Below are 14,935 nucleotides of genomic sequence, written 5' to 3' on the forward strand. Positions count from 1 at the left end.
CGAGGCCCTCGTCCGCTCGACAGCCTCCTCGACAAGGCCGGACGCGGCGGCCATCGCCGCCGAGGACCGGGCGGTGAAGCTGCTCGCGCGCAGGATATCCGAGAACTCGGCGGAGATCGAGGCGATCACGGCGGAGATCTCCGCCCTGCTCGAGGGCGACGATACCTACCGATGCCTCCTGACGGTGCCGGGGATCGGCCCCAAAACCGCTTCCGAGCTTGCGATCTCCATCGACATCGAAGACTTCCCAAGCCACGACAGGCTCGCGTCGTACTGCGGCCTGGCGCCGCGCAACCGCCAGTCGGGAACCTCGATCTCCTCGGTGACGGCATCGCGCCAAGGCAACAAGAGACTGAAGAACCTGCTCATATTCTCATGTAACTGCCTTACCCGGACAGAGGGGAGATGGGGTGACTACTACACCAGGTGCCGAGAGCGGGGCATGTCGCACGGCAAGGCGCTCAAGGCGCTGGCGCGAAAGAGGCTGAAGGTCATCTACGCGGTCATGCGGGACAGGGTGCCTTACGCCGCCTAGCCGAAGCGCACCGAACAGATTGGAGCCCACCGGCCGAATGGCCTGGCGTCAGCATGCCGCGATTCAGTCGCGCGGGCAGCATTTCCCAGTTGACAAAACTATAGGAACACCCCCCTGTATTTGGTATGCTCGGTATGATTATCCCTCACAAACAATCAAAGAAATCTCGACCGCAATCGGTCGACTGTAAAGCAGATGGCAAAAACGCTTGCTACGTTTATTAGGCAGTCAATTAAAATCGAAACGCATTGACCATCCCCCAACGGGGTCACGCCGCAAATCCACATGAGCATCGAGGACGGTAGCGGAAGCATGGAATTGGCCCCGAGCTGTATGTAGATCGCTACGACGTTGACAAGCAGCAGCATGCCAATCGGACCGAAGCCGGACCCAAAATAGGAAACAACGATTACGCAAGAAACCACGTATGCAAGGCAGGCAGCGGCAGCAAGAACAAGTCGATAGCAAAATACATGCAGGTTGAAATACTGCTGAGCATCCAAAACGATTACGCAGTTAAGACAGTACAAAACGACACTTGACAGGATAAATGCGCCCAAAAGGGCAAAAGAAGACAGCACCACTCGCGCAACGATAGCGCACACACGCTTCCCTCCCCGAGCCTCCGACAACCCCCACGGTTCCTCAATAAAGCCCGAACTGACAAAGCGCGGCACAATGCAAGCCGCGATGAACGGAAAGAACAATGCATGAGCCAACGGGGCCACGTTGAACAGCAGACCGCGGAAAACCTCTGCATTACCAAATAGAAGGACATCCTCTGCCGATAGCCGAAGTGTCGGGTCTGGGAAAAAGCCCAAGAAACTGTTCTCACGGAGGCTACAGAACCACATCGGGAAAGAATTAAGCTGCAATACCACCATGCACGCATAAATTACCAGGATTAAGGCGTACGTCCATTTGCTCACATGCCTCAATTCTGAATGAAGAAATCTTCTAGTCTGGCGAGCCATTGAGCACACCCCCAGCACGAAAGCTCACGAGAGCGTAAATCAATACCGATAGACAGCTGGCTACCACGCCGTATCCCAGAAGTGTCAGCTGACCCATATCGCTATACCCAAGGGCACATCCGACTCCAAGATACGGCCCCGGAAGAAGGAAAATCCATCGCAAGGACGGTATGGGCGCCTGAAGGAAGGTTCCGTAGAGCGTCAAGCTCATGACAAATCCAATAATTATCGCAGCCCCGCTCAATACAGCGCTGTCTGTAATCCGATAGATGGTCACCGTCTCCAGCGCAACCGATATCACCAATACGGCGTTGACTATCATTGCAGGCAAAAATGCAGTTAGCATATCGTGCGAGAGGTTATGCCCTCCACGTATTATGGCTATTGCAAAAAGAAGAAGGCAAAGCGCACTATATGCTACGCCAATTATTAAAGCAAACGAAAGCACATGTGCTAGGACCCCATTAAAGCGGGCAAGACCTCTTGCTGAAGAAATTCGGTGCCCCTCTTCATAGCCGCGCTCCTGTAAAATCGCCAGGCAAACGATGAGCGGAACGAACAGAGACGTGCCGGCAAAAGCACTGCGCACAAGGGACTCATCGGGTGCAGAAGGATCGATTACATTCCAGCAGAAACCAATATCCTCCCCAAAAACGCTATTGCCAAAGGCGAGCAACGTTGTTCCGTTTTTTAGAAAGACACCGAAGAGAAGGCCGAACGCCAGAATAAGCGCAAGACCAAACTTCGCCGGAAACATCCTGTGCAAACGCATCATATCTGCCTTTATGGGATGGATCGCCCGCTTCATAGCGAGACCGCCTTCATCAAGCGCCTGTAATACTCTTTTAGGGACGACGCCTCATCCCTTATGACGTCCATCGATTCCTTTTTCAGCAGTTCGCCGTCATGAATAAACACGCAACTTGTTGCAACTGATGCCAACTCATCCAAATCATGGCTAGAGACGAGCATGGTCTTACCCTGTTCTCGATTCAATCGACCGATAAGGGCCCATATACTCTCGATGCCCAGCGGGTCCAATCCATTTGCCGGCTCATCGAAAATTAGTACGTCGGTGTCGCCCAACAAAGCCGTAGCTATATCCAGCCGCCGTTTCATTCCCAGAGAAAAACTGTTCACGCTCTTTTTCTCTTCGACGTCCAGCCCGACTAGGCTCAAAACGCGAGGAATCTCACGATTCGCATCAAGCCCCCATTCCGCACATCGGATCCGAAGATTCTCAGCCGCACTGAGGGATTGGTATGCTCCGCAGGAATCTGGCACATAGCCGACACGCGTCCGCATCGGGCTCAGCTCTTTTTTCGACTTGCCCCCAAAGAGCTCCACGCTCCCCGACGACGGCTCGCAGAGGCCCAAGACGATTTTAATAAGCGTGCTTTTGCCCGCACCGTTTGCACCAACAAGGGCAAGGAGCTCAGACTGATGCACCTCGAAGGAAACGTCATGCAAAACGCGCCGTTTCCCGTAGCGCTTTGACACCTTTGATAACTTTATCGCTGATGCGTTCATCGGCCTCCCGTTCTGCTTGATAGCAAAACCGCTCATATCGTTCCTTCTTTCCTTTATCGTTTTTCATAGTTGTTATTGTTTTTCGATAACTCATATTTGTCAAGGTAATCTAAAAGAAAGAACCCGTGTTAGACACGGGCCCCTTTACGCTGATATTTCGTTATAGTTGTTCGCTTTATGCTACTCGTCGCTCAAATCTACAGCAAAGACTGATGTCGGAAGCAACGCCTCATTGCCTCCGCCGTCCCGCATCTGCCTCACGACATTTTTTGCACGCTCAACAATAAGCTCCTCAAGCTCTTTCTCGCTCACGCGCTGAATAATATCTCCCGGTTGACAGTCAAGTTCATCGCAAATATCGAGAAGCGTCTTAAGGCGAATAGCTTTAATTTTTCCGTTTCTTAGCTTAGAAATATTAGCCGGAGTATGCCCCGTGGCACGAATCAGATCAGCACTGGTCTTTCCGGTCTTAAGTAGCTGCGTCTCAAGCTCGATGATGAGATAGCTCATGCTTCCTCCTACACAAGCTCGTCAGACTGCTCTTGGAGCAGCGAGGCATAACTCCAGATCACCGAGATACACAGACAGACAGCCGCGCCGATAAGCGACCCCGCATCAAAGGCAACGCCTTGGCAAATCTCAATAACGAAGGAATGAGGCACGACGTAAAGCTCCAGCCCACCAATGGTAAGATTGACCGATCCGTAGGCACCAATAAGCGAAACCGCGGCGTTAACAGCAAAGGCAAGCGCAAGAACACGGATAAGCCGCACATGCGTCTTGGTAAAGGGCGAGACTCCTCGCGAGATGTTACGGCTGATCCCACACAGAACGACAAGCGAAATACCCACGACGAGTGCCAGGCACAGTCCGCTTGGGATAACGATGCACCCGCCATCGAGAAGCGTCACGACGCCCAAAGAATCGACAGAGGCAACGTTTGCAACCGCATACCAGATCACGTAAACAACCAACGCGGCAAAAGCGACGAGCATCCCTGCAAAAACGGCTGCCATGCAAAAGCCAAGCTTCCTGATATTTTCGCCCGCTTTGGCCATACGCTGAACGCTGTTAGACATACACTCACCCTCATCGACTCTATCGTTATTCGAACAGTTTATCGAACAACGATATTGATTGCATGCGGAAAGCCCCGCCAGTGCGCATAGGCCATTTACTAACCCGGAGGGGTGAGCGTGGATTTTTGGACACATATCGAACGAGAGTGGATAATCTCCCACTTTGAGGCCGCCACCGGGCCTAAAACGGGAGATTATCCACTCTCATAGTCATCAAGGCCCGCAAGCTCTTATTCGGCCGCCTCGCGCAGGGCCGACAACGTGGCCGCATATTGCTGCTGCAACGCATGCATTCCCTCGCGTGCGCCGTCAACGGCATCGGCGCCGCGCAGCGCATCGGTCACCACAACCGCCGGCTCGTACAGATTATCGAATCCCAGGTTCTGGCTCACGCCCTTGAGCGTATGCACTGCCATAAACGCACCTTCAGCGTCTCCCGCCGCCATGGCAGCCTCCAGCTTGTCCATGCTCTCGTCATCCAAAAACTTGAGGGCAAAGCGGGCAAGCATTTCCTCGCCCATCAGCCGAGCGCACGCGTCATCATAATTAGCGCCGATCTTCTCATACGCCTCACGCATGGAAATCATGGGTTAAAAACTCCTTTGGTCAAACTAAATCGTGGGAAACGCGACGACGTCAGCGGGGCGTGCCAACGTCTCGGCAATTTGGTCCTGCACCTCGAGCAGGCAATCGAGCAGCAACGGGTTAAAGGTACCGCACTTACCGTCCAGGATCATCTGGATAGCCTCCTCGTGCGGGATGGCATCCTTGTACACGCGCACGCTCGTCAGCGCATCGTACACTTCGGCCACCGAAACCACCTGTGCGGCAATGGGAATTTCGTCGCCCTTAAGGCCATCGGGATAACCCTTGCCGTCCCAGCGCTCGTGATGCCAACGCGCAATCTGGTACGCATATTCCATAAGCGCATTGCCGGCGTGATGGCCACCCAGCTCAAGCAACATGTCGGCGCCGATCGTGGTATGCGTCTTCATAATCTCGAACTCCTCGGGCGTAAGGCGTCCGGGTTTGTTGAGAATCGCATCGTCAATCGCCATCTTGCCGATATCGTGCAGCGCCGAAGCCAGGGCAATCGTGGAGCGTTCCTCGTTGTCGAGGGAAATGGTGTCGCTACGCTGGACCAGACAGCCAAGCAGCAGCTCGGTCAGCTTTTCGATATTCGTAACGTGCCTGCCGCTCTCGCCATTGCGAAGTTCCATGACACCGGCCATGATGTCGATGAGCATGCGACTGTTCTTGACGCGCTCGTTGTACTGCTGGGACAGCAGGCTCGTCAGGCGGCGCTGTTTGGCGTACAGACGGATAGTGTTGCTTACACGACGGCGCACGACACGGGCGTCAAACGGGCGGCTGATATAGTCCGAGGCGCCCAGCTCGTACGCACGCAGAACCACATCGTCGGATTCTTCGCTCGAAATCATGATGACAGGCAGATTGTCAACAACCGATCGGCGCGACAGATCGGCCAGCACCTCAAAGCCGCTCACGCCCGGCATGACAATGTCCAGCAGCACGAGCGACAACTCATCGCCATAGCGGTCGACCATATCGAGCGCCGTACGACCGTTTTCGGCCTCGAGGATGCAATACTCGTCCTTGAGCATCTCGTTGAGAATGGCTCGGTTCATCTCGGAGTCATCGACGATAAGCACCAAAGGCTTTTCGCTTTGGAAGACCTCGATGAAATCGCCATCGGTCACGACCGTACCGGCTTTTGCCTTAGCACGGCTCAGTAACTGGACAGCGCGGCCAACGCCCTCATCAACCGTCTCGCCATGAATGCGAACGCCACCAACACATGCCGTCAAGCTCACGTGCTCATGGCCCGGAATAATCGCGGAACGAACGGCATCGGATACCTGACGCAGGCGACGGGCGAAGTCATCGGAGGGAATATCGGGCATGACGGCCACAAACTTGTCGCAGCCATAGCGCACAAGTTCGTCAGTCGAACGAATACCGCTGCGTATGGCTGTCGCCACGGCACCGAGCGCAAGGTCGCCGGCATGGCGGCCGCACGTATCGTTGAAGACCCTAAAATCATCAAGGTCGATCACCGCAACGCCGGCATTCATGCGGGCGCTACGGAGCTTTTCCTCGTAATATCGGCGATTGCGCACACTCGTCAGCACGTCGGTGTAGACGAGGTCCTCTTCTGCAGCCTCTTGCTCATCGATCGGACGCACCATCAGCAGGACGTGAGGCTCGCCCTCGACCTTCAGAGGGCGCAGGCGAGCGCGGTACTCGGTACCATCATTGAGCAGCTGCTCCGATACATCATCGGAACCTGCCAAGGCCTCAAGACTCGACTGACGCAGACAAGGGCAGCGATCGCCGGCGAGCAAGCAGTTAGGCTCGCTCTTAATCTGATCGGCCGACAGCAAACGCACCACGGGGTAGGTCTTCGCGACGCGGGCGACCTCGGCGGCAGCCTCCTCGTCGGTTAGATTGACCTCGTGATTATTGAGCATATGGGGCCCTTTCGATAGTTTCGCATGAAGCGGTGGGTTCCAAATGTTACAAGGGTAACACCTTGTCGATGCAGGTAAGCACGTGAATCCTGTTACATTATTATGAGTTGGCAGACGGCACGATTGAAGCCGCAGACGTGAGGTTTTGAGCACAGTTGTTAACACGGCCGAAACGTTTGCAGGTGAAGGCCGCTTTGACTATTGCGGGTGTTAGAGCCCCAGGATGCCGCAGACAGCCCGGGCAGCCGCTGCCGGGCGATCGCGCAGGCCGTTGTGCGCGCCGGGAACCATTACGAGTGAACAGTCCAAAAGCTCAGCCGCTATCCTCGTGCCCGCCTCGCGAGGCGTGCCGATCGAAAGCTCGCCCAAAAGCACGGCGTTCACCGTTCTTGACGCGCGGACGCTATCCCAATCGGGAACGCAGGTCATAGTAATCCCGTATTCGTTTGCCATGAAACTGCGGCCGTTGCGTAGGGCATGTTTGGCTTCCGCCTCGGTTAACTTGGGGGCCTCAGGGTCCGAATCGCCGATGGCGCCAAGGAAGGCCCGCAATGCCCTGGAGACCTTTCCCGCGGCGATCATCTCGAGCAAAACCGGGGCCGCGCCCAGACCGGCGCCCTCGTTTGTCACGGCGGGTTCGTGCAAGATCGCACGCGAGATTATGGCGGGGTTTGCACGGAGAAGCTCCAGCGTCACCAGCGTACCGGCACTGTGCGCGAGCACGTTTGCCGGAGCGCCAATATGCTCAATAACGGCCTGCAGGTCGGCGGCCTGGACGGCGAGGTCGTAGCGTCCATCTGCAGCGTCGCCGCTCTCGCCGCAACCGCGGCGGTCGTAAGCAATGACGCGATAGTCGCAGGCGAGCTCGCGGGCGACGCCGTCAAAAAAGACACCGTCGACGCACGCACCGTGCACGCACACCAAGGCGGGTGTATCGGACGATACATCCGGGCTGGCATACTCGCGGCAGGCGATCGTGGTGCCCGCATTCTCGACTGTAAAATCCATACTGTGTTCCCATCATCAATGCCCATCCAGTTGCACGTCAGTACGGTTGGATGGACCCGCATTGCCTTACGCCTTGTTAACAGATTAACTGTACCTGACCCGAGACTTTTCATGGCACCGCATAATGAGCGACGTTAAAAAACGAAACTTGTAAAGCAAGAGCCCTCACCTTGCCCTGGAGCCGATGCTATGCTTAGGCACAATTGTCTTGAGGAGCATATGCCTATGTCTACGTTTTTGAATGCCAGCCCCATCTTTGGGCCCGTTCGCAGCCGTCGCCTAGGTCTCTCGCTCGGCGTCAACATGATGCCGGCCAGCGGCAAAATCTGCACGTTCGACTGCATCTACTGCGAAAACGGCCTCAACGCCGAGCGCCCCTGCCATGAACCGTACAACACAGCTGCCGTGGTACTCGACGTGCTCGAGGCAAAGCTGCGCGAGATGGCAGCTGAGGGCGAGCTCCCCGATGTGATCACCTTCGCAGGCAACGGCGAGCCCACCGCCGCACCGGAGTTTCCGCAGGCCATCGCCGGCGCTGTCGCGCTTCGCGATCAGCTGGCCCCAAACACCAAGATTGCCGTGCTTTCCAACGGCACGCGTGCCGACCGTCCCCAGGTACACGATGCGCTCGTGATGGTCGACGACAACATCCTCAAGCTCGATACCGTCGACCCGGCATTTATCCAGCTGCTCGACCAGCCCGTTGGTCCCTACGATGTGGAGCACCAGATCGAGACGTTCGCGAGCTTTAACGGTCATGTCATTATCCAGACGATCTTTTTGACCGGCGAGTATCAGGGCAAGCTCATCGATAACACCGGCGAGGAGTACGTTGCCCCCTGGCTCGCGGCGCTTGAGCGCATTCGCCCGCAGGAGGCGACCATCTACACGGTGGCGCGCGAGACACCAATCGCCGGCCTTGCCAAAGCGGCGCCCGAGGTGCTCGACGCCATTGCCGCGCGCGTGCGCGCCCTCGGCATCCCCTGCCAGGTGAGCTACTAGCAAAACCACGCAGCAGTTAGTGCCCGCCATCCCGCTCCATCAGTTGCGGTGATATAGTTCCTATTTATGCTGTTAAACCGCTTAAATCGGAACTATATCACCGCAACTTTTATGGACGCGTGGGTGGGCTATACTAGCTGCGGATGAAAGGAAGTTAGCCATGTATGACAAAGGACCCGTGCCCGGCCGCAACGACGCTTGCTGGTGCGGCAGCGGCAAAAAATATAAGAAATGCCACAGTGCCTTCGACGAGCGCCTCGAGCGCTTGTGGGAAGAGGGCTGGGAGGTCCTGCCTCGCACGCTCTACAAGACGCCTGCCGACATCGAGGGCATCAAGCGCTCGGCCGCCATCAACGTGGGCGTGCTCGACTACGTGGGCGAGCACATCGCCGCGGGCATGACCACCAACCAGATCGACCAGATGATCTACGACTACACCGTCGAGCACGGTGGCACGCCGGCCGACCTCAACTACGAGGGCTATCCCAAAAGCGTGTGCACCTCGATCAACGACGTGGTCTGCCACGGCATTCCCTGCGATACGGACGTGCTGCACGAGGGCGACATCATCAACGTCGACTGCTCCACGATTTTGGACGGCTACTTTAGTGATTCGAGCCGCATGTTCTGCATCGGCGAGGTCTCTGCCGAGCGCCAGCGCCTGGTCGACGTCACCCGCGCCAGCGTGGAGGCGGGTCTGGCAGCCGTCAAGCCATGGCTGCCGTTGTCCGTTATGGCCGAGGCCGTGCAAAAGACGGTCGAGGACGCCGGCTTTAGCGTGGTGCGCGAGTACGGCGGACACGGCATTGGCAAGGAGTTCCACGAGGACCCGTTTGTGGGCTTTACCACCGAGGCACCCGATGTGGACACTATCATGGCCCCGGGCATGGTCTTTACCATCGAGCCCATGGTCAACGCCGGAGCGCCCGACATCAAGATCAGCAAGGGTGACGGTTGGTGCGTGCGCACCAAGGACGGCAGCGATTCGGCCCAGTGCGAGGTACAGCTCGTGGTGACCGAGGACGGCTACGAGCTGCTGAGTTGGTAGCTGTAGATGCGCCGGATGCTGACGGGCACGCTCGTCTTGCATCCGGCGTTTTTTTGAGCGTTTTGCCTGATAAAACCTGCCAAAATAAACCTGTCCCTTTTTGGCAGGTCGAGCGGAGAGGACTGCTTGTGAACATCCTGGTTTTGCTGCCCGTCAATGACCGCCATCGCGCAATTCTTGAGTCGAGTGCTCCGGGCGAGGACTTTATCTATACGAGCGCCGACGCCATCACACGTGAGCAGGTCGCCAACGCCGACGTGATCTTGGGCAACATAGACCCTGCCCTGCTTACCGCGTGCGAGCACCTCCAGCTGCTGCAACTGCAGACCGCCGGCTATGACGACTACCTTGCCGCCGGCACCGTGCCGGCTGAAGCCAAGCTGTCTTGCTCAATCGGCGCTTACGGTCAGGCCGTGAGCGAGCATATGTTTGCCATGGTCCTTTCCATGATGAAGCGCCTGCCCGGGTATCACGATTTGCAGCGCGAACATCGCTGGGAGGATTTGGGGCCGGTTACCTCGCTCAAAAACGCCAACGTGCTGGTGCTGGGCGCGGGCGATATCGGCGGCCACTTTGCCACGCTCTGCCGCAACATGGGCGCACACGTCCGCGGCATCAAGCGCCATCCGCTCGTCTACCCCATTGTGTTTGAGGATATGGATGGCATGGACGCCCTACCTGAGCGCCTGGCCGAGGCCGACATCGTCGCATCCTTTATGCCCAGCACGCCCAAGACCCGCGGCATTGCAAATGCCGAGTTCTTTGCCACGATGAAGCCGGGTGCCTTCTTTGCCAACGGCGGCCGCGGCGATCTTGTGGTCACCGACGACTTGGTAACCGCCCTGGAGTCGGGTCATCTCGCCGGCGCCGCGGTCGACGTCACCGACCCCGAGCCGCTGCCCGCCGCAAGCCCGCTGTGGGATGCACCCAACATGCTCATCACGCCGCACGTCTCCGGCTGGTTCCACCTAGCCGCCACGCTCAATAACGTGGTCGACATCGCCGCGGAGAATCTGCGTCACCTGCAGGCAGGCGAGACGCTTCGCTGCTGGATCGAACACTAATTGTTCCGGCGTTTTCCAAACGCCGGAACCCCTCGACGCTGCGAGCCCGCCAGAGCGGCAATCTGACGTTCAATCGTCGGGCATGGCCAAAAGGCCTATGCCCTCCTCTTTCACGTCACCTTGCTCGCTCTGGCGGGCTCTCGCTGACTTTTGCTCTACCTGCGGCGTTCCGCTGGCGCCGGCTTTATCTGCAGGCCCTAGCAGTTCCGTCTTGCCGCTGGCGTTGCGGCATTTGCCCAGATAAAACCTGCCAAAATAAACCTGTCCCTTTTTGGTAGGTTTTAGAGCTCCACGCTTTCGGCGCCGTTGATGGTTAGGTTGCGCTCGTAGAAGGCCGTGAGGGCGCGGATGGCGTACATCACGTCGCGTACGCCGCCGGTCTCGTAGCTTGAGTGCATGGCCAGCTGCGGCAGGCCCACGTCCACGGCGTGCATGCTCGCCTGCATGTTCGACAGGTTGCCGAGCGTGGAGCCACCCGCCATATCGCTCTTGTTGGCGAAGGCCTGCGTGGGCACGTCGGCGTCATCGCAAATAGCCTGGAACACCGCGCGGCTAAAGGCATCGGTGCAGTAGTGCTGGTTGGCAGCTTCCTTGATAACGATGCCGCCGTTGAGCACGACCTGGTTGCGGGCATCGCACTTCTCGGCGTGGTTGGGGTGCACGGCATGCGCGTTGTCGCAGCTCACGAGCATCGAGGCGGCAAGTGCGCGGTGGTACGATTCGTCGTCAAAGCCCAGCGATCCGTTGATGCGGCGCAGCGCGTCGGCCAAGAAGGTCGACATGGCGCCCTGCTTGGTCTCGGAGCCAACCTCCTCGTTATCAAAGCAGCAAAAGACCGAAACGTCGTGCGCGTTCTCGGCACCCAAAAATGCCTGCAGCGAGGTATAGGCACAGGCCAGGTCGTCGAGCTTGGGCGTCGAGATAAACTCATCGGCCCAGCCCCAGATGCGTGCGTCCTGACGATTGACCAGGAACAGGTCGCGGCCCAAAATTTGTTCGGGCTCAACATCCAGCTCTTCGGCGATCAGGGCATCAAAGTCGCCCCGCTTAAGCTCGCCGGCACTGATGAGCGGGCACAGGTCGACAGCTCGGTTGGGAGCAAAGCCCTCGTTGACGCCACGGTTCATATGGATAGCAAGGCTCGGGATAATAGCGACCTCGCGCTCGGTGGCAAGCAGGCGGCTCTCAATGCGGTCGCCCTCGCGCACCAGCACGCGGCCCGCGAGTGCCAGCGGGCGGTCGAACCAGGTGTAGTCGATCATGCCGCCGTAGGCCTCGGTGTTCAGGCGCAACGTCTCGCCTGCGCCATCGAGCTCGGGCACAGCCTTGACCTTAAACGTCGGCGAATCGCTATGCGACGCCGTGAGCTGAAAATGATAGTCACCGGCAACGCCGTCCTCGCCCCACGTCGCGGCCAGGTCCTCGCCCACCTTAAAGGCAACAACACTCGAGGTGTTGCGCTGCGTGTAATAACGCCCGCCCGGCTCGATATCCCATGCCGCGTTCTCGGGCAGGTAGGTAAAGCCCGCCTCGTCGAGCTCGGCCATAATGGTCGCCGCCGTATGGAACATGCTGGGGCATGCCTCGATAAAGTCGATAAGGTCGTTGGCGGCCTCGATATCATCGGCCGTCACATGCGCGCGCTCGGGCGTTTCCTGATCCGTCATGCTCTCCCCTTTCGCTGGGTTGATGGTCCCCTCCAGCATACCCCGCCACGCCAGCGCCGCGCCTTTCATTCCATGTTTAATCCCGCGCCGCTCGCCAAGTTGAGCCATCATGCCCGTACACCTTTTGCGACAATTACGTTAACAGGACGAGAGGAGCCGTCATGAAGCCACGTAACATTGCCATCGCCTGCGGTGTTGCAGGAACCGCCGTCGGCCTTGCCGCTGCCGCCGGCATCGTTTACCGCAAGCAAATCAAGTCCGCCGCGTCGCTCAAACGCTTGACCGACTATGCGGATGGCTATGACCTGTATGCAATCGACGTCGCCTACGACTACGACCTCGACCGCATCATCGCCGCTGGCGTGCGCGACGACCAGGCCTACATCGATGCCGTGGTGACGCAGGTGCTGCCCGGCGTGCCGGCACATGTCCAAGCGCCGCAGTTTGCCTGCAGCGCTTTTGTCGCCGTAAATGCCAAAGGCCGCGTGCGCACCGGTCGCAATTACGACTTTAAGGACGACACCTCGGCGCTGCTGGTGCGCAATCACCCGCGCGACGGCTATGCCTCCATCGGCTTTGCGGCCCTCAATAACCTGGGCGCCAACACCCCGCTTGACTCCGTCACCGGACGTGCCGCCGCACTCATGGGCCCGTTTGCCCAACTCGACGGTGTTAACGAATGCGGCGTGTCCATTGCCGTACTCACCTTGGATTCCAAGCCCTGTGACCAGGACACACAACGCCCCGTCATCAATACCTCGCTCGCCATCCGTCTGGTGCTCGACCGTGCCGCCACCACGCAGGAGGCCGTAGACCTGCTTTCTGCCTACGACATGCACGCCATGGCCGGACGCGATTACCACTTCTTTATCAACGACGCTGCCGGTGACGCGCGCGTAGTAGAGTGGGATCCGCGCGACCCCGACCGTGCATGCAAGGCGACTCCTGTACGCCAGGTTACGAACTTCTACGCCTGCTATGGTGACGAAGTGCTGCCCAACCAAAAGAATGGCGAGCTGGGCCATGGTAAAGAGCGCGCCGTCGCCATCGCCGATGTCCTCGACGCCCATGCCGGCGCCCAAGACGAGGCAGTCGCTTGGAAAGCCCTACGCGCTGCGGCGCAAGAGCCCAATCCGGAAGACATCACCAGCAATACGCAATGGTCGGTCGTCTTTGACAATACCGAACCCGCTGCTGCCATCACGCTGCGCCGTCACTGGGGCGACGTCGACGCCTTCGCGCTGTAAGGCGCTGGCACCGTCGTCCTTACGCTCGCCTGATGTTACTTACATTTCCATACGCTTGAGCTAACACGTTTTACCCCCGCATCAACAGTGTGCGGGGGTAAACTTATGCGCATGTTATAACTTGCCCGGAAGGATTCACCATGCTTAGGATCGGTCTTCTTACTAGTGGCGGCGACTGCCAGGCGCTCAACGCCACCATGCGCGGCATCGTCAAAACGCTTATGACCAATAGCGAAGAACCTATCGAGATTTATGGCTTTGAGGACGGCTACCAGGGCCTTATCTACAGCAGATTCCGTGTCATGACGCCCGCCGATTTTAGCGGCATCCTCACCCGCGGCGGCACCATCCTGGGCACGAGCCGCACACCGTTCAAGCGTCTGGATACTCCCGAGGCCGATGGCGTCGAGAAGGTGCCGGCGATGGTCCACACCTATCACAAGCTGCAGCTCGACTGCCTGTTTATGCTGGGCGGCAACGGCTCCACCAAGACCGCCAACCGCCTGCGCGAAGAGGGCCTCAACGTTATCGCCCTGCCCAAGACCATCGATAACGACACCTGGGGCACCGAGATGACCTTTGGCTTTACGAGCGCCATCGACGTCGCCACCAAGTGCATCGACGACATCCACACCACCGCCTCGAGCCACGGCCGCGTGTTCGTTATCGAGATCATGGGGCACAAGGTTGGCTGGATCCCGCTGTACGCCGGCGTTGCGGGCGGCGCGGACGTCATCCTGATTCCCGAGATCCCCTACGACATGGACCAGGTCATCAAGACCATCGAGCATCGCATGGAGACTGGCAGCCGCTTTACCATCGTGGCCGTCGCCGAGGGCGCTATCTCCAAGGAAGACGCGGCACTGTCCAAGAAGGAGTACAAGAAGAAGCTCGCCGAGCGCACGAGCCCGTCGATCGTCTACGACATCGCCAAGGAGATCGAGGCCAAGACCGGTCGCGAGACCCGCGTCGCTATCCCCGGTCACACGCAGCGCGGCGGCCAGCCCGACGCTCAGGACCGCATCTTTGCGACCCAGTGCGGCGTCGAGGCCGCGCTTGGCTGCCTGCGCGGCGAGTTTGGCTACATGATCGCCCTGCGCGACGGCAAGATGTGCCACATGCCGCTCGAGGATGTCGCCGGCAAGCTCAAGTATGTCGACCCCCAGAGCGATCTGGTGCGCGAGGCCAAGGCGCTGGGCATCAGCTTCGGCGACGAATAGCCTCGGCTGGAACCGCCCCCATCGGAGGCCCCAGGGCTTGCCTCCCAAATCTTTCCGCAGGACGGAAGG

General features: G+C 58.4%; 15 protein-coding genes. 6 read left to right on the forward strand and 9 right to left on the reverse strand.

Going from position 1 to position 14,935, the window contains the following annotated elements; all coding sequences use genetic code 11:
* Nucleotides 1–535, forward strand: a 535-nt coding sequence (locus AB5Z20_RS09430) for a transposase (RefSeq protein WP_368157115.1), incomplete at its 5' end; no start/stop codon positions are given.
* A 155-nt stretch (nucleotides 536–690) separates the two neighbouring features.
* Here AB5Z20_RS09430 and AB5Z20_RS09435 read toward each other — a convergent pair.
* The 8 genes from AB5Z20_RS09435 to AB5Z20_RS09470 all read right to left on the reverse strand — a co-directional run bounded on the left by AB5Z20_RS09435 (nucleotide 691) and on the right by AB5Z20_RS09470 (nucleotide 7,618).
* Nucleotides 691–1,509: a hypothetical protein gene (locus AB5Z20_RS09435; protein ID WP_368157117.1), complete on the reverse strand. Its 819-nt coding sequence runs from the start codon at nucleotides 1,507–1,509 to the stop codon at nucleotides 691–693.
* Nucleotides 1,493–2,317 carry a hypothetical protein gene (locus AB5Z20_RS09440; RefSeq protein ID WP_368157119.1) on the reverse strand — a complete coding sequence of 275 codons (825 nt, stop codon included), beginning with the start codon at nucleotides 2,315–2,317 and terminating at the stop codon, nucleotides 1,493–1,495. The genes AB5Z20_RS09435 and AB5Z20_RS09440 overlap by 17 nt, the downstream gene beginning before the upstream one ends.
* Nucleotides 2,314–3,075 (reverse strand): ABC transporter ATP-binding protein, encoded by a 762-nt coding sequence (locus AB5Z20_RS09445; protein WP_368157121.1) that lies wholly within the window; start codon nucleotides 3,073–3,075, stop codon nucleotides 2,314–2,316. The genes AB5Z20_RS09440 and AB5Z20_RS09445 overlap by 4 nt, the downstream gene beginning before the upstream one ends.
* Before the next feature lie 144 nt (nucleotides 3,076–3,219).
* Complete coding sequence (locus AB5Z20_RS09450) at nucleotides 3,220–3,549, reverse strand: helix-turn-helix domain-containing protein (RefSeq protein WP_316366833.1); 330 nt, start codon at nucleotides 3,547–3,549, stop codon at nucleotides 3,220–3,222.
* A gap of 8 nt (nucleotides 3,550–3,557) precedes the next feature.
* Nucleotides 3,558–4,055 carry a hypothetical protein gene (locus tag AB5Z20_RS09455; protein ID WP_368157123.1) on the reverse strand — a complete coding sequence of 166 codons (498 nt, stop codon included), beginning with the start codon at nucleotides 4,053–4,055 and terminating at the stop codon, nucleotides 3,558–3,560.
* A gap of 293 nt (nucleotides 4,056–4,348) precedes the next feature.
* Nucleotides 4,349–4,705: an Hpt domain-containing protein gene (locus AB5Z20_RS09460; protein ID WP_368157125.1), complete on the reverse strand. Its 357-nt coding sequence runs from the start codon at nucleotides 4,703–4,705 to the stop codon at nucleotides 4,349–4,351.
* Nucleotides 4,706–4,729: 24 nt separating this feature from the next.
* Entirely contained in the window at nucleotides 4,730–6,610 is a 1,881-nt protein-coding gene (locus AB5Z20_RS09465) for a diguanylate cyclase (RefSeq protein ID WP_368157127.1), read from the reverse strand.
* A 210-nt stretch (nucleotides 6,611–6,820) separates the two neighbouring features.
* Entirely contained in the window at nucleotides 6,821–7,618 is a 798-nt protein-coding gene (locus AB5Z20_RS09470; protein ID WP_238022587.1) for an alpha/beta fold hydrolase, read from the reverse strand.
* Between the two features lie 225 nt (nucleotides 7,619–7,843).
* Between AB5Z20_RS09470 and AB5Z20_RS09475 the strand changes: the two genes are divergently transcribed.
* The 3 genes from AB5Z20_RS09475 to AB5Z20_RS09485 all read left to right on the forward strand — a co-directional run bounded on the left by AB5Z20_RS09475 (nucleotide 7,844) and on the right by AB5Z20_RS09485 (nucleotide 10,732).
* Nucleotides 7,844–8,620, forward strand: a complete 777-nt coding sequence (locus AB5Z20_RS09475) for a radical SAM protein (protein ID WP_238022588.1) — start codon at nucleotides 7,844–7,846, stop codon at nucleotides 8,618–8,620.
* 160 nt (nucleotides 8,621–8,780) lie between these two features.
* Complete coding sequence (gene map, locus AB5Z20_RS09480) at nucleotides 8,781–9,668, forward strand: type I methionyl aminopeptidase (protein WP_055286839.1); 888 nt, start codon at nucleotides 8,781–8,783, stop codon at nucleotides 9,666–9,668.
* A 128-nt stretch (nucleotides 9,669–9,796) separates the two neighbouring features.
* Nucleotides 9,797–10,732, forward strand: coding sequence for a D-2-hydroxyacid dehydrogenase (locus tag AB5Z20_RS09485; protein WP_238022589.1), 936 nt, complete (start codon nucleotides 9,797–9,799; stop codon nucleotides 10,730–10,732).
* A 281-nt stretch (nucleotides 10,733–11,013) separates the two neighbouring features.
* Here the strand turns inward: AB5Z20_RS09485 and AB5Z20_RS09490 are convergent, their stop codons facing one another.
* Nucleotides 11,014–12,399 carry a M18 family aminopeptidase gene (locus tag AB5Z20_RS09490; RefSeq protein ID WP_368157129.1) on the reverse strand — a complete coding sequence of 462 codons (1,386 nt, stop codon included), beginning with the start codon at nucleotides 12,397–12,399 and terminating at the stop codon, nucleotides 11,014–11,016.
* Nucleotides 12,400–12,560: 161 nt separating this feature from the next.
* Between AB5Z20_RS09490 and AB5Z20_RS09495 the strand changes: the two genes are divergently transcribed.
* Complete coding sequence (locus AB5Z20_RS09495) at nucleotides 12,561–13,646, forward strand: carcinine hydrolase/isopenicillin-N N-acyltransferase family protein (RefSeq protein WP_368157131.1); 1,086 nt, start codon at nucleotides 12,561–12,563, stop codon at nucleotides 13,644–13,646.
* A gap of 140 nt (nucleotides 13,647–13,786) precedes the next feature.
* On the forward strand, nucleotides 13,787–14,866 hold the full coding sequence (locus AB5Z20_RS09500) for a 6-phosphofructokinase (protein ID WP_195235070.1): 1,080 nt from the start codon (nucleotides 13,787–13,789) through the stop codon (nucleotides 14,864–14,866).
* The last annotated feature ends 69 nt before the right edge of the window (nucleotides 14,867–14,935 follow it).

Origin of the sequence: Collinsella aerofaciens (assembly GCF_040910245.1) — a bacterium.
In the GTDB taxonomy this organism is placed as follows: Bacteria; Actinomycetota; Coriobacteriia; order Coriobacteriales; family Coriobacteriaceae; genus Collinsella.